This is a genomic window from Streptomyces sp. NBC_00271, from assembly GCF_036178845.1.
Classification (GTDB): domain Bacteria; phylum Actinomycetota; class Actinomycetes; order Streptomycetales; family Streptomycetaceae; genus Streptomyces.
This window is the reverse complement of the sequence record NZ_CP108070.1, coordinates 3,961,136-3,977,163: the sequence shown is the minus strand read 5'-3', so window position 1 is coordinate 3,977,163 and position 16,028 is coordinate 3,961,136. Positions and strand designations below refer to the sequence as shown.

The following is a 16,028-nucleotide window of genomic DNA, read 5'->3' as shown; positions in this document are numbered from 1 at the left end:
GCTGCCGTGCGGTGTCGGCGCCCTGGTCGGACCGTCCTGGTCGGACCGTCCTATTTGGGCCGTCCTAGTCGGTCTCTCCGGGGTAGCGGACGCCGATCTGGGCGCGGATCGTGTCGAGCGTCCGCATCACGGCGAGGCTGCCGTCCAGGGGGACGAGCCGTGACTCCTTCTCGCCGGCCCGCAGGGCGCGCATCACCTCGGCGGCCTCGTGCTTGAGGCTGGTGCGCGGGCCGTGCGTCGGGTCGGCCGTGAACTCCTCGGGGTCGCGGCCGTCGCGGTGCAGCACGAGCCGGTCCGGGAAGAAGAAACCGCCCGGGATGTCGATGCGGCCCTGGGAACCGGTGACGGAGGCGGAGACGGGGGTGCCGCCGTTGACGGAGCAGTGCACCGAAGCAAGAGCGCCGCTCTCCCAGGTGAGCAGTGCTCCGGTCTGGAGATCGACGCCCTCGTCGGAGAGCACCGCTCTCGCGGTGATGCCCGAGGGCTCCCCCAGCAACAACTGCGCGAACGACACCGGATACACGCCGAGATCGAGCAGCGCGCCACCGCCCTGCGCGGGGTCCCGCAGCCGGTGCGACGGCGGGAACGGGCCATTGATCCCGAAGTCGGCCTGAATCGTGCGGACTTCACCGATCACACCGTCGTCGACGAGGTCCTTGAGCCGCCGGACCAGCGGATTGCAGTACATCCACATGGCCTCCATCAGGAAGCGGTCGTGCTCCTTGGCGAGCGCGACCAGTTCCTGCGCCTCGCGCACGTTCAGCGTGAACGCCTTCTCGCACAGCACATGGCGCCCCGCCTCCAGACACATCCCGGCGGCGACCCGGTGCGCCGAGTGCGGAGTGGCGACGTACACGACGTCGACGTCCTCGTCCGCCGCGAGCGAGGCCCAGTCCCCGTACGCCCTCGGTATCCCGAACCGCTCGGCGAACGCCTTCGCCGAGGCGTCCGTCCGCGAGGCCACGGCCACGACCTCGGCGTCCGGCATGTCCACCAGATCCGCCGTGAAGGCCGCCGCGATCCCGCCGGTCGCCAGAATCCCCCACCGCACCCGTTCGCCCACGCCCGTCATTTCCGGCCCTTCGCTCTGCCACTCGCTCTGCCACGTGAAGTTCTGTGACCCCGAACACCCCGTTCGAACTGAGAGCATAGGTGGCGGATTACTCGAAGAGGGAGGGGCTCATGCCCGAGCGCGGGCACACCAGGCGGGACCCGAAGGGCACGGAGGCCCCGGAGGGGCACATACCGAACACGGCGGTGGCCGACGCACCGGCGGTGGCCGACGCACCGGCGGCGCCCGAAGCGCCGGACCCCGGTGCCCTCCGCCGCACCGGACTCCTCGTCACCCTGATCCTCGGCGGACTCACCGCCACACCCCCGCTGTCGATGGACATGTACCTCCCGGCCCTGCCGGAGGTCACCCGCGCACTGCACGCCCCCGCCGCCACCGTCCAGCTCACGCTGACCGCCTGCCTCGCCGGGATGGCGCTCGGCCAGCTCGTCGTCGGACCGATGAGCGACAAGTGGGGCCGCAGACGCCCGCTCCTCGTCGGCCTGATCGTCTACGTCCTCGCCACCGCCCTGTGCGCCCTCGCCCCGAACGTCGAACTCCTCGTCGCCTTCCGCCTCGCCCAGGGCCTCGCGGGCGCGGCCGGCATCGTGATCGCGCGAGCCGTCGTACGCGACCTGTACGACGGCATGGCGATGGCCCGCTTCTTCTCCACCCTCATGCTGATCTCCGGCGTCGCCCCCGTCGTCGCGCCCCTCATCGGCGGCCAGATCCTGCGCGCCACCGACTGGCGGGGCGTGTTCGTCCTCCTCACCGCGGTCGGCATCGCACTCACCGCGCTCGTCTGGACGAAGCTCCCCGAGACCCTCGCGCCCGCGCAGCGCCACGGCGGCGGCGTCGGCGAGGCGCTGCGCGCCATGCGCGGACTGCTCGCCGACCGCGTCTTCACCGGCTACACGCTGGCGGGCGGCTTCGCCTTCGCGGCACTGTTCGCCTACATCAGCGCCTCTCCTTTCGTGATCCAGGAGATCTACGGCGCGTCCCCGCAGACCTTCAGCCTGCTCTTCGGGATCAACTCCGTCGGCCTGGTGATCGTCGGCCAGATCAACGGCAAGATCCTCGTCGGCCGGGTCAGCCTCGACAAGGTCCTCGCGGTCGGCCTCGCCCTCATCGCCCTCGCCGCGACGGCGCTGCTCCTGCTGTCCACGGGCGTCTTCGGCAGGGCAGGCCTCGTCCCGGTGGCCGCTGCCCTCTTCGTCCTGATGTCCGCCATGGGCTTCGCCATGCCCAACACCCAGGCGTTGGCCCTGATGCGGGTACGGCACGCGGCCGGTTCCGCGTCCGCGCTGCTCGGCACCTCCTCCTTCCTCATCGGCGCCATCGCCTCCCCGCTCGTCGGCATCGCCGGTGAGCACACCGCGGTCCCGATGGCCGTCGTCCAACTGGTGGCGGTACTGGTGGCCATCGCCTTCTTCGTGGGACTGTGCCGTCCCTGGCAGACGGGACACACCGTGGACGGAAAGGCGGCGGGCAGCTGAGCGCACCGAGACTGCGCGTGGACACCCCGGAACGGGCCGGACTCGACCCGACGGAACTGCGCCACCTCGTACGAGACGTCCGCACCCTCACCCGTGGGCCGCGCCCCTGGACGGCGGGCCTCGTGCTGGTCGCAGGGCGCGGCCCGGTCATCGCCGTCGAGGAAGCGGCGGGCTGGGCCGTGCGCTACTCCTCGTACGACGAGAAGACCGACACCGGGGTCGAACTGCCGCCCGGGGACCGGCGGCCGATGACCGTCCACACCCCCTTCGACCTGGCCTCCCTCACCAAGCTGTTCACGGCGGTCGCCGCGGTGCAGCAGCTGGAGCGGGGCACGCTGGGGATCGACGCGCGGGTGGGGGCGTATCTGCCGGAGTTCCGCGCGGCCTCCGCCCACGACATCACCGTACGACAGCTGCTCATGCACACCTCCGGGCTGCGCCCCGAACTCCCGCTGTACGACTGCCCGGACGACGCGGCGCGCCTCGCCCTGCTGCGGGCCGAGGCCCCGTCGTCCCCGCCGGGCGAGTACGTCTACTCCGACCTGAACCTGCTCCTCCTCCAACACGTCCTGGAACGCGTCACCGGCCGCACGCTCGACGTCCTCGTCCGCGACGGGATCACCCGGCCGCTCGGGATGACCGCCACGTCCTTCGGGCCGTGCGCGGGGGCGGCGGCGACCGAGGACCAGCGACGGCCGTGGGCCAAGGCGGACCGGGGGATGCTGCGGGGGGTCGTGCACGACGAGAACGCGTGGGCGCTCGGTGGGGTGGCCGGGCATGCGGGGCTCTTCTCCACGGCTCACGACCTGGCGATCTTCTGCCGGACCCTCCTCGCGGGCGGCTCCTACGGCCCCGCCCGCATCCTCGGCCCCGACCTCGTCGAGCTGATGCTCACCCCGCCGGGCCTCGGCTTCGCCGTCGACCAGCCGTGGTTCATGGGTGCGCTGGCCGGGCGGGGCGCCGCGGGGCACACCGGTTTCACCGGTACGTCCCTTGTACTGGACCCCGCGACGGACACGTTCCTGGTGCTCCTCGCGAACACGGTGCATCCCCGCCGACGCGCGCCGGACAGCGCGCCCCGGGCGGAGGCGGCGACGCGGCTCGCACGGGCGGTACGGGGAGCGTGAGCCGGGGCTCTGTTCGCCTGCGGGTGCGTGGTGGCGGGTCGGTAGTCGTTCGGCTGCGGGACGGTGGGGGCTGGGCGCGCAGTTCCCCGCGCCCCTAAAAGCCCTGGGTCGTCCGGCGTTCCAGGGCGAGGCCGGTGACCGCACCCCACCCACCCCGGCCCGCATCACTCAGCCCGTCCGGCGTTTGAGGACGAGGCCGTTCAGGCCGATCGGGGGTTTGGGGGCGGAGCCCCCAAGTGGGGAGGGCGAGGGACCCGTTGTGGCGACCGTAGAATCGGTGGGTGAACGTCCCCGTACATCCCGCCGAGACCCTGCGTACCGCCCTCGCCGGACTCCTCGACGGCCTCCCGCCGAAGGCGGCCACACAGGCGGTCGACCGGCTGATCGCGAACTACCGGGGAACGACCCCCACCCACACCCCGGTCCTCCGCGACCGCTCGGACGTGGTCGCGTACGCCGCCTACCGCATGCCGGCGACATTCGAGGCGGTGCGATCGGCGCTGGAGGCGTTCGCGGACGCGGTCCCGCAGTGGACGCCGGCGAGCCACGTGGACGTCGGCGGCGGCACGGGCGCCGCGACCTGGGCGGTGAACGCGACCTGGGAGGGCGCCCGCCCCGTGACCGTGCTCGACTGGGCCGAGCCCGCCCTCGCGCTGGGCCGCGAGATCGCCGCGGCGAACCCGGAGCTGAAGTCCGCCGCATGGCACCGCTCTCGTATCGGATCGGCGCTCACCATCGAGAGCACTGATCTCGTCACCGTCTCCTACGTCCTCGGCGAGCTCACCGACGCCGACCGCGCCTCCGTCGTGACCGCCGCCGCGACCTCCGCCCAGGCCGTCGTGATCATCGAGCCCGGTACGCCCGACGGCTACGCGCGTGTCATCGAGGCGCGGGACCGTCTGATCTCCGCCGGGTTCCACGTCGCCGCCCCCTGCCCGCACAGCGCGGCCTGCCCGATCGTCCCCGGCGAGGACTGGTGCCACTTCTCTGCCCGGGTCGCGCGTTCCTCCCTGCACCGTCAGGTCAAGGGCGGCTCCCTGCCCTACGAGGACGAGAAGTTCAGCTACGTCGCCGCCACCCGCTTCCCGCCGACCCCGGCCCCCTCCCGCGTCGTACGCAAGCCGCAGATCCGCAAGGGCCAGGTACTCCTGGACCTGTGCGGCCCCGACGAGGCCCTGCACCGCGAGACGGTGACCAAGCGTCACGGGCCGCTGTACCGGGCGGCCCGGGACGCGGACTGGGGCGACGCCTGGCCACCGCCGCCCACGGAGGACTAGCAGCCGGGGCTCAGCTCCTCGGCAGCTCCGCTCCTCAACACCTCAGCTCCTGTGTGCAGCACTTCACGCTGCCGCCGCCCTTGAGGAGCTCGCTCAGGTCGATGCCGACGGGCTCGAAGCCACGTTCCCGCAGCGGACCCAGGAGCCCCGTCGCGGCCTGCGGCAGCAGCACGTGCAGGCCGTCCGAGACCGCGTTGAGGCCGAACACGGCGGCATCCTCGGCACCGGCGATCAGCGCGTCGGGGAACAGTCGCCGCAGCACCTCTCGGCTGCCGGGGGAGAAGGCGGGCGGGTAGTACATGACCTCGTCCGTCGCGTCGTCGAGGACGGCGAGGGCGGTGTCGAGGTGGTAGTAGCGGGGGTCGACCAGGTCGAGCCCGATCACCGGTCGCGCGAAGAACTCCTGGGCCTCGCCGTGCGAGAGGGGGCTCGCGCGAAAGCCGCGGCCGGCGAGTACGTAGGAGGCGGTGACCGTGAAGTCGCCCTCGCCCTCGTTGACGTGGACCGGCTCGTGGACGTGCGGGAAGCCGTGCGCGCGGAACCACTCCAGGTGGGCCGCCGCCTCCGGTTCGCGCTCGCGGTGCGCGAAGCGGGCGCCCAGTACCCGGCCGTCGACGACCGTCGCCCCGTTCGCGGCGAAGACCATGTCCGGCAGGCCGGGGCGCGGGGTGAGTTCCTCGACCGTGTGGCCGAGCGCGAGGTATCGGCTGCGCAGGTCCTCCCACTGGGCGACGGCGAGCGGCACGTCGACCGGCTTGGCGGGGTTCATCCACGGGTTGATGGCGTAGGTGACGTCGAAGTGTGCGGGTGGGCACATCAGGTAGCGCCGGGGTGTGGCGCGGCGGGGAGGCTGCAAGGAGGGCTCCTCACGTACCGCAGGGGCAGGTGATGCCCATGGTGCGGTCCGCGGGGCCCGTCGGCCCCTTGGCGAACGGGTGGACTTCGCAGGGCCACGACGGTTCTCGCCCCCGCCGCCCCTACCCGTCCCATCCACACCTGGGGGCTCCGCCCCCAGACCCCCATCGGCCTGAACGGCCTCGTCCTCAAACGCCGGACGGGCTGAAAGATGCGCGCCAGCGCCCTTGAGGGGCGCGGGGAACTGCGCGACCAGCCCCCACCCACCCGCAGCCGGTCGCGAGACGTCCCGTCTTGTCAGCCTGTTAAATTCGCCCCATGGCCCACACGCCCCGCCCCTCCGCCGAACCCATCCCCGCCAAACCCACCCCCGACTCCAGTCGCCGCAGCGAGAAGTCCCGTCGTGCGATCTTCGACGCCGCTCTCGCCCTCGTCGGCGAGGTCGGCTACCCCAAGACCACGATCGAGGGCATCGCCGCCCGCGCGGGCGTCGGCAAGCAGACGATCTACCGGTGGTGGCCCTCGAAGGCCGCGGTGCTCCTGGAGGCCTTCATGGACCTCGGCGAGCGGACCGCTCGTGAGGCGGGCCATGAGTCGTATGACATCCCCGACACCGGCGATCTCGCGGCCGACCTCAAGCAGGTCCTGCGCGCCACCGTCGACGAACTGCTGGACCCCAGGTTCGAGATCCCCGCCCGCGCCCTGGCCGCCGAAGGCCTCGTCAACGAACCGCTCGGCGCCGAGTTCGTGGCGGGGCTCCTCGAACCCCAGCTCCAGCTCTACGTGAAGCGGCTGCGGTCCGCCCAGGACAAGGGCGACCTGCGCCCCGACATCGACCCCCGCATCGCCCTGGAACTCTTCGTCTCCCCGCTCGCGCAGCGCTGGCTCCAGCACACCGGCCCCATCTCGTACGCGTATACGGACACCCTCGTCGACTACGCGCTGTACGGCCTCGCTCCACGGGGATGAATCATGCCAAAGCGCCCCGGATGGGGGGCTCTGTCCATTCGGGGCGCGGGAGGGTGGGACCATAGAGGTTGTTGAAGGCGTCCGTCGGCACGATTGACTGACGTGAGCGTGAATGACGTGAACGTAAATGACGTGAACGTGATGGACGTGGACGCCGCGACACGACCGCTGTCGGCACAACTGCTTGGCGAGGGGATTGATGAGCGCAGAGTTCGGCCGCCGCTCCGGTGCGCAGGGCAGGATCTCCCAGTGGCTGCGTGGTCGCCGTCCGAAGGGTGCGACAGAGATCGCTGCCGACGGCGGGCGCGAGGCCCTGCTGATCGCCGCTGCCGCCGCGGGGCTGCCGCTCGCGCAGGCCGCGTACCCCTCCGGCTACCGCTGTTCCTGTGACCGCGTCGGCTGTCCCACCCCCGCGCGCCACCCCGTCTCCTTCGCCTGGCAGACCCAGTCCACGACCGACCGCGCCCAGATCGAGCGGTGGGTCCGGCATCAGCCGCAGGCCAACTTCATCACCGCGACCGGCATGGTGCACGACGTCCTCGACGTGCCCGTGGACGCGGGCCGCGAGGCGCTGGAGCGGCTGCTCGCCTCCGGTGTGGAGGTGGGGCCCGTCGCGCAGAGCGGCGACGGCCGCATGTTCTTCTTCACACTCACCCGCGGTACGCCCGAGGACGAGGACGAGTGGTGGCCGTGCGAGCTGGACTCGCACCCCGAGACGACGGACGAGCACCCCGGTCTGCGCTGGCACTGCCGAGGCTCGTACGTCCTCGTGCCGCCGGCCCAGCTCCCCGGCGGCCTGACGGTCGACTGGGTACGGGGCCCGGAACACCCCCTCCCCGACCCCCTGAGCCTGCTCGAGGCCCTGACGGACGCCTGCGCCCGTTACGTGGGCGAGAACGAGTCGGACGACCAGCTGGCAGCCTGGCCCCACCGCAACTAGCCGGCTATCCGCCCTTCGCCCCCGTCAGCCCCTCGATCCGCCCCAGCACCGCCACCTGTTGCTTCTGCGTGCTCTTCCCGGGGTCCAGGACCGCCTGGTTGGAGACGAACTCCAGGGTGAGGGACTGCTTGATGTCACCGGTGGTCAGGGCCTTGACGTCCGCACTGGGGGCCGGGATCTCGGTGCCCAGCGCGGCGGTCTGCTTCTCGAAGCGGCGGATGGTGAAGAAGACCAGCGCGCCGCCGCCCGCGGTGCGCAGCCCCACCGGGGCGTAGTCGCCGGAGGTCAGCGGCTCGTCGATGTACTGCCGGGCGAGACCGGGCTTGGTGGCGTTCTTGGCGCGCTGGGTCCGCCACTGCGAGGTGTGCAGGCCCGGTGCGAAGGTGTCGCCGCCGTTCTTCAGATACGTGGTGTACGACTGGCTCAGCCTGTTCGGCTCGACGGCGAGAGCCGTGTCGTCCCCGGTGACGGGCTGCGCCCAACCGTCCTTGTCCTGCTGGAACTTCGGTACGTCGGCGGCGGCGAGGACGGTCAGATACGAGGCCTGCCACACGTCGTTCGCGCTGCCCCGGGTGAAGACGAGCAGCCAACGGTAGCCCGCCACGCCCTTGTTGGCCGCGGCGTCGGCCACGAACCAGCGCGGCCAGCCCGCCTTCGCCGGTATCGAGAACTTCGCGTCGGTCAGCGACAGCGGTGAATAGGACGGGTTGCCGCCCGGATTGTTCTTCTGCCCGGCCGTCAGCTTCGCCCCGTCGATGGCGCCCAGGGCGCCGGTGACGCGGTCCGCGTCCAGGGAACTGTCGTTGGCCTTGTCCGCCTTGTTGTAGGCGGCGGTGAAGTCCTTGAGCGCACGGGTGGCCTCGGTCCGGGTCGCCGTCGGTACGACTTCCCGCTCCCCGTGCACCACCACGCAGCCGCTCGCCGTCAAGGACAGAACGGTCACCGCCCCCGTTGTCAGGGCGAACCGGTTGAGACTACGAAGCCTTCGTGGGCTGCGACCCGCGCGATCCCTGCTCATCAGGTACCTTCACCTTCCCCTTCCCGGAGGCGAACCCTACCGGGGCGAGGAAGATCGCGAGTGTCGGGACCAGGTACAGCGCCCACACCGTGACCTGAAGGACCGTCGGGTCGGGCTGGAAGTTCAACACGCCCTTGAGGAGCGTGCCGTACCAGCTGTCCGGCGGGATCGTGCCACTGATGTCGAAGGCGAGATTCCGCAGCCCCGGGATCCAGTCGGCCTCCTGCAGGTCGTGGACGCCGTACGCGAGCACACCCGCCGCGACCACGACCAGCATGCCGCCGGTCCAGGTGAAGAACTTCGCGAGGTTGATCTTCAGGGCGCCCCGGTAGAACAGCCAGCCGAGGAGGACCGCGGTGGCCAGGCCCAGGGCGACACCGATCAGCGGGCGCGGGGTGCCGTCGCTCGCCGCGTGCACCGACGCCCACACGAACAGCGCCGTCTCCAGGCCCTCCCGGCCGACGGCCAGGAACGCGGTCGCGACCAGCGCGCCCGTGCCCATCGCCAGCGCCGCGTCCAGCCTGCCGTGCAGTTCGGACTTCAGATGCCGGGCGGTGCGCCGCATCCAGAAGACCATCCATGTCACCAGGCCGACCGCCACGATCGACAGCGAACCGCCGAGCGCCTCCTGCGCCTCGAACGTCAGCTCCTGGGAGCCGAACTCGAGCGCGCAGCCGAAGCCGAGCGCGAGGGCGATCGCGACGCCGATGCCCATCCAGATGGGCTTCAGGGCGTCCTTGCGGTCGGTCTTCACCAGGTAGGCGATGAGGATGCAGACGACGAGACTGGCTTCCAGCCCCTCGCGCAGGCCGATCAGATAGTTGCCGAACATCGACTACGCCTCCTTGGAGAACAGCGCGCGCCCCCACCAGTCGTCCTTGTCGAGGACGCCGGGCGGGACGGCGAAGACCGCCGAACTCACGTGCTGGATGTACTCGTTGAGCGCGTCGGAGCGCGCGAGGCTGCGCTGCACCGGGATGAACCCCTTGCGCACGTCACGCTGGTAGGCGAGGAAGAACAGCCCGGCCTCCAGCCTGCCGAGGCCGTCCGTGCCGTCCGTGAAGGAGTAGCCGCGGCGCAGCAGGGTGACCCCGTCGTTGGAGTCGGGATGCGCGAGCCGTACGTGCGCGTCGGGCTTCATCGCCTTCAGGAACGGCTCGTCGCGCTCCTTGGCCTTGCCGACCGGCGCGCCCTCGCCCTTGTCCCGGCCGAAGACGTCCTCCTGCTCCTGCAGCGAGGTCCGGTCCCAGGTCTCGATGTTCATCCGGATGCGGCGCGCCACGAGGTACGAGCCGCCGGTCATCCAGGCGGGACCCTCGCCCTCGCCCACCCATACGAACTTCTTCAGCCGGTCCGGCTCGGTGCCCGCGATGTTGCGGGTGCCGTCCTTGAACCCCATGAGGTTGCGGGGGGTCTGGGCGTCGGGGGTCGTCGAGGAGGTCTTGCCGAAGCCGAGCTGCGACCAGCGGACGGCGACCTTGCCGAAGCCGATCCGGGCCAGGTTTCGGATCGCGTGCACCGCGACCTGCGGGTCGTCCGCGCAGGCCTGGACGCACAGGTCGCCGTCGCTGCGCGTCTTCTCCAGGTTGTCACCGGGGAACGGCGGCAGGTCGACGAGGGCCTCCGGCCGCTGCCCCGTCAGCCCGAACTTCTCGCCGTACTTCTCGAACAGCGAGGGCCCGAAACCGATGGTCAGCGTCAGCCGGGACGGCTTGAGGCCCAGGGCCTCGCCGGTGTCGTCCGGCGGTGCCTCGGCCAGTCCGCCGTACGCGCCGTCACCGACCGCGTGTCCCGCGGTCATCCGGCGCGCGGCGGCCGTCCAGTCCTTCAGCATCTGGACGAACTCGGCGCGGTCGTCCGTCTTCACGTCGAACGAGGCGAAGTGGAGCCTGTCCTGCACCGGCGTCGCGATGCCCGCCTGGTGCGCGCCGTGGAAGGCGACCGCGGCGCCGGTCTCGGCACCCGCCGGGTCCACGTCGTTGCCGGTACGGGTCATCGCCACCGCGCCGCCGGCCGCGGCGGCCCCGAGCGCGAGCCCGGCACCGCCCCAGCCGATCAGCGAACGCCGGGAGGGCGAAGGTCCGCCCGCTGCTTGCGTGGTGTCGTTCGTCATGATGTGTTCCGCCTACTTCACAACAGCCGCGGCGAGCTTGGACAGCGGCTCGGCGAGCGCGTTGACCGCGTCCGAGAGCTCCTTGCGCTGGTCCTTCGTGACCTTGTCGTACGACACGAAGCCGTCAGAGGTCTTGTCCGTGCGGTACTTCTCGAGCAGCGCGTTCAGCGCCGAGAACTGCTTGTCGAGTTCGGTGGTCAGCGCCTTGTCGTTCTGCTGTGCGACCGGCTTGAGCAGCTCGTACGACTTCTGCGCGCCCTCGACGTTGCCCTTGAAGTCGCTGAGGTCGGTGTGCGAGTAGCGGTCCTCCTCGCCGGTGACCTTGCCGGTGGCGACCTCGTCGAGCAGTTCCTTGGCGCCGTTGGCCATGGAGGTCGGGGTGATCTCAGCCTTGCCGACCCGCTTCTGCCAGTCCTTCAGGTCGGTGACCAGCTCATCGGCGAGGGTCTTCTGCTCGGCGCCGACCTTCTTGTCCGCCCAGAGGGCCTTCTCCAGCGCGTGCCAACCGGTCCACTTCTGGCCCTTCTCCAGGTCGTTGACGCGGGTGTCGGTCTTGGGGTCGATGTCCCCGAAGGACTCGGCGATCGGCTCGGTGCTCTCCCAGCCGAAGCGGGAGGAGGCATAGGCCTTCTTGGCGGCCTCGATGTCGCCCGCCTTGATGGCGTTGGCGAACGTCTCCACCTTCGGGATCGTCGCGTCGGCCTGCTCCTGCGCGTACTCGCGGTAGGCGGCCACGGCCTTGTCGAGGCGCGGGTCGCGCTTGGCGACCGTGCCACCGGTCACGGCGAGCTTCTGCCGGACGCCGAGGCCCTTCATGCCGGGGCGGCAGGCTATCTCGTACGAACCGGCCTTGACCTCGGCGGTCAGCGTGTACTTGGTGCCCGGGCCGATGTTCTCCTTCTCGGAGACGATCCGGTCGTCCGGGAAGAGGATCTCGACCTCGGTGGCCTTCGAGCCCTTGTTCTCGATGTTCAGGGTGACCTGGCCGGCCGGGACGGACTTCGTGGAGGTCTCGCACTTGGAGTCGGCGGCGGTCACCCGGATCGCGTCACCGGACCCAGCGTCGCTCTTCTCGGTGCAGCCCGTGACGGCGGCCAGAGCGGCCGCGGTCGCGGCGGCGGTGACAACTGAGAGTCGGACGGCTCGCATTCAGGCTCCAAGAGAACGACGGACAAACCAGGCGGAAGATCCCCGCTGGCATGGTGAGGCTGGCCTAACTTACCTGAGGCTTACCTCACTCCTACCCACCCCTACGGTGATTCAGCTCTCACAGTTGACGCATAGACACGGCCTGATCACGGTGGCCAAAAGTAGACACCATGGAACAGTCAAGCGTTGGTCAATCGTCCCGTCGTCGGGCAACAGTCCTGGATTGGCCGGTGATCGCCTTCGGGCATTCGTGTACGGAATGGATCACTTGTTTGTCAGTCGTTGCCATGTGCCCCGGTGGGTGAGGCGACGGCGTTAGTTTCGGCTGGTCGAGATCATCACGCATGGGCCAGGGGTGTACGGCATGGGGAAGCGCGTGAGCTGCGTTCCTTCCGCGCGCTGGCCGCCCCGTTCGAGGTTGCCCCGCCTTCCGGGTGTCGGATCCGGACGCGGCTGGGCAGGCGGGCGTTGAACGCCTGAATCGGGTCCCTGTGCCGGGCGATCGGTGCGATCGAGGCCCGCCTCGCCGTCCCGCCAGGTACTTGGGTGCCCCGGTGCGCTACGGCATCACCTACGACCCCGTACGGAGGCGCTGGTACCTCGACGCCTCCTGGTCCTCGGTGAAGAAGGGGCGACAGGTTCAGCAACCCCGTCGGCGCGCCCCGCACCCTCCCTCTGGAACTGGCGGGCCTTCCCGCCACGACCCGGGATGCCCGGTTGCGCGAGGCCATCTCACAGCTCATCCATCTTGCCCAAGTCCATGACTGTGCGGCGCTGGTGGTCGAGAATCTGAACTGCCGCACGGTGGCCGGGATCCCGACCGCGAAGTTCCGCGACCGGCTCGCCGGGATGGCACGCCGTGCCGGACTCGCGGTAATCGCGGTGGATCCGGCGACCGGAGGATTGCGCCGGGCCAGCCGTCCCCGAAACGCCGAGTCGCCGCACCCCGGGCCGTACGGAGCGGACAGCTCCGGCCAGGACGACGCGCAGCACCACACTCATGGTGCGTCAGACGCGAGCGCGCCCGCCCGGAAAGCACCCGCCGCACGGTCCCACCACCGTTCGGGGGCCCAGCGTTCCAGACCAGCAACTCACGCTGTTCGGGATGCCTGATAGGCCAACACCGGCCGATTAACATAGGGACGGTGACTGATTTCGACGTACTGCGCGTCTTCTGCGGGCCCGGTGGTGAACATGGCAACGAGCTCGGTGTGGTGCGCGAGGGTTCGGTGATGCCGGATCCGGAGGAACGGCAGGCGTTCGCCGCGAAGCTCGGTTTCAGCGAGACCGTGTTCGTCGACGACCCCGAGCGCGGGGTCGTCGACATCTACACCCCGACCCTGCGGCTGCCGTTCGCCGGGCATCCCTGTGTCGGGGTGGGGTGGCTGCTCGACATACCCGAACTGGTCACGCCCGCCGGGGTGGTGGGGGTGCGGCTGGACGGGGAGTTCAGCTGGATCGAGGCGCGGGCGGAGTGGGCGCCGGGGCGTACGTTGCGGCAGTACGGGTCCGCCGACGAGGTCGACGCGCTGGCCGTGCCGGAGCCGGGGGAGTGGGTGTATGCCTGGGCCTGGGAGGACGAGTCGGCCGGGCGTGTGCGGGCCCGAGGCTTTCCCGGACGGGACGACGGCATCGTGGAGGACGAGGCGACGGGGGCGGCGGCGCTGCTGCTCACCGACCGGCTGGGCCGGGCCCTGAACATCGTCCAGGGCGCCGGCTCCCAGATCCTCACCGCGCCGCAGCCGGGTGGGTGGGTGGAGGTGGGCGGCCGCGTACGACTGCTCCGAGCCTGAACGTCCCCCTCCCGGTGCGGTTGTCGGCTGCGGGCCGGTGGGGGCTGGCCGCGCAGTTCCCCGCGCCCCTAAGGGCCTCAGCCCGTCCGGCGTTTGAGGACGAGGCCGTTCAGGCCGATGGGGGTCTGGGGGCGGAGCCCCCAGGGATGGGACGGGTAGGGGCGGCGGGGGCGGAAGAAGTCGTCGGGTGCCGGGTCAGGCGGTGAGGGGGAACTCCTCGCCCAGGGCGTGGAAGACCGCCGTGTTGAGGGCGAACGCCCGCCTGCACTCGGCAACGATCCGCTGCCGCTCCAACTCGTTCGCCCGCACCCCGTCCAGCAACTCGCGATACCCCCGCTTGAACGCGGCCGGATTCCCGATGTCCTCGAAGACATAGAAGCGGACGCCGTCACCCTTCCGAGCGAAGCCCCAGGTCTGTTCCGCCTTGCCCCGGATGATCTGACCGCCGGAGAGGTCGCCGAGGTAGCGGGTGTAGTGGTGGGCGACGTACCCGCCGGGCCACTCACGCGCACACTCGGCGACCCGCGCCGCGTACGCCTCGGTGGCGGGCAGCGCGCTGAGCGTCGCCCGCCAGTCCGCACCCCGCAGATGCGTGAGGTCACGCTCCAGCGCACCGCGACGCAGCAACTCCGGCCGGATGAACGGCCCGGCCACCGGATCGGACGCCAACCGCTCGGCGCCCGCCTCCAGCGCCTCGTACACGAACCACAACTGCTCGGTGTAGCGCGCGTACGCCTCGACACCGAGCCTGCCGCCGAGCAGGTCGCTCATGAACGTCGAGGTCTCAGCCTCCATGTGCTGCTCGTGCGACGCGGTGCGGATCAGCGTCGAGAACGCCGTATTCATGGGACCTCCGGTGCCGAAGAGGACGAGAACCGGTCAGGATTTTGTATGGTTAGGCTTACCTAAGTCGATGGGTTCTCGATAGGTTCCCGACATCCTGTCGGTAAAAACGTACCCCGCCGGGCGACAAAAAATGCCCGCCCTGTGACCAGGGCGGGCGAGGTGTGACAAGCGATGAATCACGAGCTACGGGCTATGAGCTACGTGCACGCGGCTACGGCAGCGTGAGGATCTCCGTACCGCTCTCCGTGACGACCAGCGTGTGCTCGAACTGCGCCGTCCGCCTGCGGTCCTTCGTCACGACGGTCCACCCGTCGTCCCACATGTCGTAGTCGTGCGTACCGAGCGTGAGCATCGGCTCGATCGTGAAGGTCATCCCGGGCTGGATGACGGTCGTCGCGTGCGGACTGTCGTAGTGCGGGATGATCAGTCCTGAGTGGAACGAGGAGTTGATCCCGTGCCCCGTGAAGTCCCGCACGACCCCGTATCCGAACCGCTTGGCGTACGACTCGATCACGCGCCCGATGACGTTGATCTGGCGGCCCGGCTTGACCGCCTTGATCGCGCGGTCGAGGGATTCACGGGTCCGCTCGACGAGGAGCCTCGACTCGTCGTCCACGTCCCCGACCAGGTACGTCGCGTTGTTGTCGCCGTGGACGCCACCGATGTACGCCGTCACGTCGAGGTTGATGATGTCGCCGTCCCGCAGCACCGTGGAGTCGGGGATGCCGTGGCAGATGACCTCGTTGACCGAGGTGCACAGGGACTTGGGGAAGCCGCGGTAACCGAGGGTGGACGGATAGGCGCCGTGGTCGCACATGTACGCGTGCGCGACCCGGTCCAGCTCGTCCGTCGTCACGCCCGGCGCGATGAGCTTCGCCGCCTCGGCCATCGCCCGCGCGGCGATCCGCCCGGCGATCCGCATCGCCTCGATGGTCTCGGGGGTCTGTACCTCCGGACCGGTGTACGGCGTGGGGGCGGGCTTGCCCACGTACTCGGGGCGCCTGATGTTTCCCGGAACGGGACGGGTGGGAGAGAGCTCTCCTGGTACGAGCAGCGACTGGCCAGACATGCCAGGGAGTCTAACCAGCGGGCATGGGGGCACTATGTCCGTGGCGAAAGGAGCAGGTCATGGCCCTCTTCAAGAAGCGGACCGTAGGAAAGCCGGGCGAGTGGTACTACTGCCTCGTCCACCAGAAGGTGGAAGAGGGCCCCGAGTGCCCCGCGAAGGACCGCTTCGGCCCGTACACCAGCCGTGAGGAGGCCGAACACGCGATGGAGATCGCCCAGGAGCGCAACCTCGAGTGGGAAACGGACCCCAAGTGGCACGACGCAACGGGCCCGACCCCAGAAGACGACTGACCAGACCTGCGACACGGGCCACCGAGCCGCGCGGG

Annotated in this window: 15 protein-coding genes; 7 read left to right on the top strand and 8 right to left on the bottom strand. The window is 70.4% G+C overall.

Annotated features, from left to right (window positions below; translation table 11 throughout):
* Positions 1-64: 64 nt before the first annotated feature.
* A complete protein-coding gene (locus tag OG798_RS18470) occupies positions 65-1,072 on the bottom strand; it encodes a Gfo/Idh/MocA family protein (RefSeq protein ID WP_121416343.1) in 1,008 nt (335 codons plus the stop codon).
* 110 nt (positions 1,073-1,182) lie between these two features.
* On the opposite strand from OG798_RS18470, the gene OG798_RS18465 reads away from it, so the two are divergent.
* From OG798_RS18465 to OG798_RS18455, 3 genes are all read left to right on the top strand, one after another.
* Positions 1,183-2,547: a multidrug effflux MFS transporter gene (locus OG798_RS18465; protein ID WP_328757324.1), complete on the top strand. Its 1,365-nt coding sequence runs from the start codon at positions 1,183-1,185 to the stop codon at positions 2,545-2,547.
* 17 nt (positions 2,548-2,564) lie between these two features.
* Positions 2,565-3,674: a serine hydrolase domain-containing protein gene (locus OG798_RS18460; protein WP_382121434.1), complete on the top strand. Its 1,110-nt coding sequence runs from the start codon at positions 2,565-2,567 to the stop codon at positions 3,672-3,674.
* A gap of 281 nt (positions 3,675-3,955) precedes the next feature.
* Entirely contained in the window at positions 3,956-4,951 is a 996-nt protein-coding gene (locus OG798_RS18455) for a small ribosomal subunit Rsm22 family protein (protein WP_095855008.1), read from the top strand.
* A gap of 34 nt (positions 4,952-4,985) precedes the next feature.
* On the opposite strand, the gene ddaH is transcribed toward OG798_RS18455, so the two are convergent.
* Positions 4,986-5,807, bottom strand: coding sequence for a dimethylargininase (gene ddaH / locus OG798_RS18450; protein ID WP_353962271.1), 822 nt, complete (start codon positions 5,805-5,807; stop codon positions 4,986-4,988).
* Positions 5,808-6,124: 317 nt separating this feature from the next.
* Here ddaH and OG798_RS18445 point away from each other — a divergent pair, with 317 nt between their 5' ends.
* The gene (locus tag OG798_RS18445) at positions 6,125-6,775 is read left to right on the top strand and encodes a TetR/AcrR family transcriptional regulator (protein ID WP_095855009.1); all 651 of its coding nucleotides are present in this window, start codon (positions 6,125-6,127) and stop codon (positions 6,773-6,775) included.
* A 199-nt stretch (positions 6,776-6,974) separates the two neighbouring features.
* On the top strand, positions 6,975-7,715 hold the full coding sequence (locus tag OG798_RS18440; RefSeq protein WP_095855010.1) for a bifunctional DNA primase/polymerase: 741 nt from the start codon (positions 6,975-6,977) through the stop codon (positions 7,713-7,715).
* Between the two features lie 4 nt (positions 7,716-7,719).
* Here OG798_RS18440 and OG798_RS18435 read toward each other — a convergent pair whose 3' ends face one another.
* From OG798_RS18435 to efeO, 4 genes are read right to left on the bottom strand one after another with little or no spacing between them, the layout of a single operon-like run.
* Positions 7,720-8,733: a hypothetical protein gene (locus tag OG798_RS18435; protein ID WP_328757323.1), complete on the bottom strand. Its 1,014-nt coding sequence runs from the start codon at positions 8,731-8,733 to the stop codon at positions 7,720-7,722.
* On the bottom strand, positions 8,690-9,565 hold the full coding sequence (gene efeU / locus OG798_RS18430; protein ID WP_067363275.1) for an iron uptake transporter permease EfeU: 876 nt from the start codon (positions 9,563-9,565) through the stop codon (positions 8,690-8,692). The genes OG798_RS18435 and efeU overlap by 44 nt, the downstream gene beginning before the upstream one ends.
* A gap of 3 nt (positions 9,566-9,568) precedes the next feature.
* A complete protein-coding gene (gene efeB / locus OG798_RS18425) occupies positions 9,569-10,846 on the bottom strand; it encodes an iron uptake transporter deferrochelatase/peroxidase subunit (protein WP_267061565.1) in 1,278 nt (425 codons plus the stop codon).
* A 12-nt stretch (positions 10,847-10,858) separates the two neighbouring features.
* A complete protein-coding gene (gene efeO / locus OG798_RS18420; RefSeq protein WP_328757322.1) occupies positions 10,859-11,995 on the bottom strand; it encodes an iron uptake system protein EfeO in 1,137 nt (378 codons plus the stop codon).
* Positions 11,996-13,140: 1,145 nt separating this feature from the next.
* Between efeO and OG798_RS18415 the strand changes: the two genes are divergently transcribed.
* Positions 13,141-13,788, top strand: coding sequence for a PhzF family phenazine biosynthesis protein (locus tag OG798_RS18415; RefSeq protein WP_095855013.1), 648 nt, complete (start codon positions 13,141-13,143; stop codon positions 13,786-13,788).
* Positions 13,789-13,983: 195 nt separating this feature from the next.
* Here the strand turns inward: OG798_RS18415 and OG798_RS18410 are convergent, their stop codons facing one another.
* Together OG798_RS18410 and map are read right to left on the bottom strand one after the other, a co-directional pair.
* Entirely contained in the window at positions 13,984-14,634 is a 651-nt protein-coding gene (locus tag OG798_RS18410; protein ID WP_267061563.1) for a biliverdin-producing heme oxygenase, read from the bottom strand.
* A gap of 211 nt (positions 14,635-14,845) precedes the next feature.
* A complete protein-coding gene (gene map, locus OG798_RS18405) occupies positions 14,846-15,703 on the bottom strand; it encodes a type I methionyl aminopeptidase (RefSeq protein WP_095855015.1) in 858 nt (285 codons plus the stop codon).
* A 59-nt stretch (positions 15,704-15,762) separates the two neighbouring features.
* Here map and OG798_RS18400 point away from each other — a divergent pair, with 59 nt between their 5' ends.
* Complete coding sequence (locus OG798_RS18400) at positions 15,763-15,993, top strand: hypothetical protein (protein ID WP_097226122.1); 231 nt, start codon at positions 15,763-15,765, stop codon at positions 15,991-15,993.
* The last annotated feature ends 35 nt before the right edge of the window (positions 15,994-16,028 follow it).

Coding starts and splice junctions, on each gene's coding strand:
- OG798_RS18470 (WP_121416343.1), bottom strand. CDS start 1,072: ATGACGGGCGTGGGCGAACGGGTGCGGTGGGGGATTCTGGCGACCGGC.
- OG798_RS18465 (WP_328757324.1), top strand. CDS start 1,183: ATGCCCGAGCGCGGGCACACCAGGCGGGACCCGAAGGGCACGGAGGCC.
- OG798_RS18445 (WP_095855009.1), top strand. CDS start 6,125: ATGGCCCACACGCCCCGCCCCTCCGCCGAACCCATCCCCGCCAAACCC.
- OG798_RS18440 (WP_095855010.1), top strand. CDS start 6,975: ATGAGCGCAGAGTTCGGCCGCCGCTCCGGTGCGCAGGGCAGGATCTCC.
- OG798_RS18435 (WP_328757323.1), bottom strand. CDS start 8,733: ATGAGCAGGGATCGCGCGGGTCGCAGCCCACGAAGGCTTCGTAGTCTC.
- efeU (WP_067363275.1), bottom strand. CDS start 9,565: ATGTTCGGCAACTATCTGATCGGCCTGCGCGAGGGGCTGGAAGCCAGT.
- efeB (WP_267061565.1), bottom strand. CDS start 10,846: ATGACGAACGACACCACGCAAGCAGCGGGCGGACCTTCGCCCTCCCGG.
- efeO (WP_328757322.1), bottom strand. CDS start 11,995: ATGCGAGCCGTCCGACTCTCAGTTGTCACCGCCGCCGCGACCGCGGCC.
- OG798_RS18410 (WP_267061563.1), bottom strand. CDS start 14,634: ATGAATACGGCGTTCTCGACGCTGATCCGCACCGCGTCGCACGAGCAG.
- map (WP_095855015.1), bottom strand. CDS start 15,703: ATGTCTGGCCAGTCGCTGCTCGTACCAGGAGAGCTCTCTCCCACCCGT.
- OG798_RS18400 (WP_097226122.1), top strand. CDS start 15,763: ATGGCCCTCTTCAAGAAGCGGACCGTAGGAAAGCCGGGCGAGTGGTAC.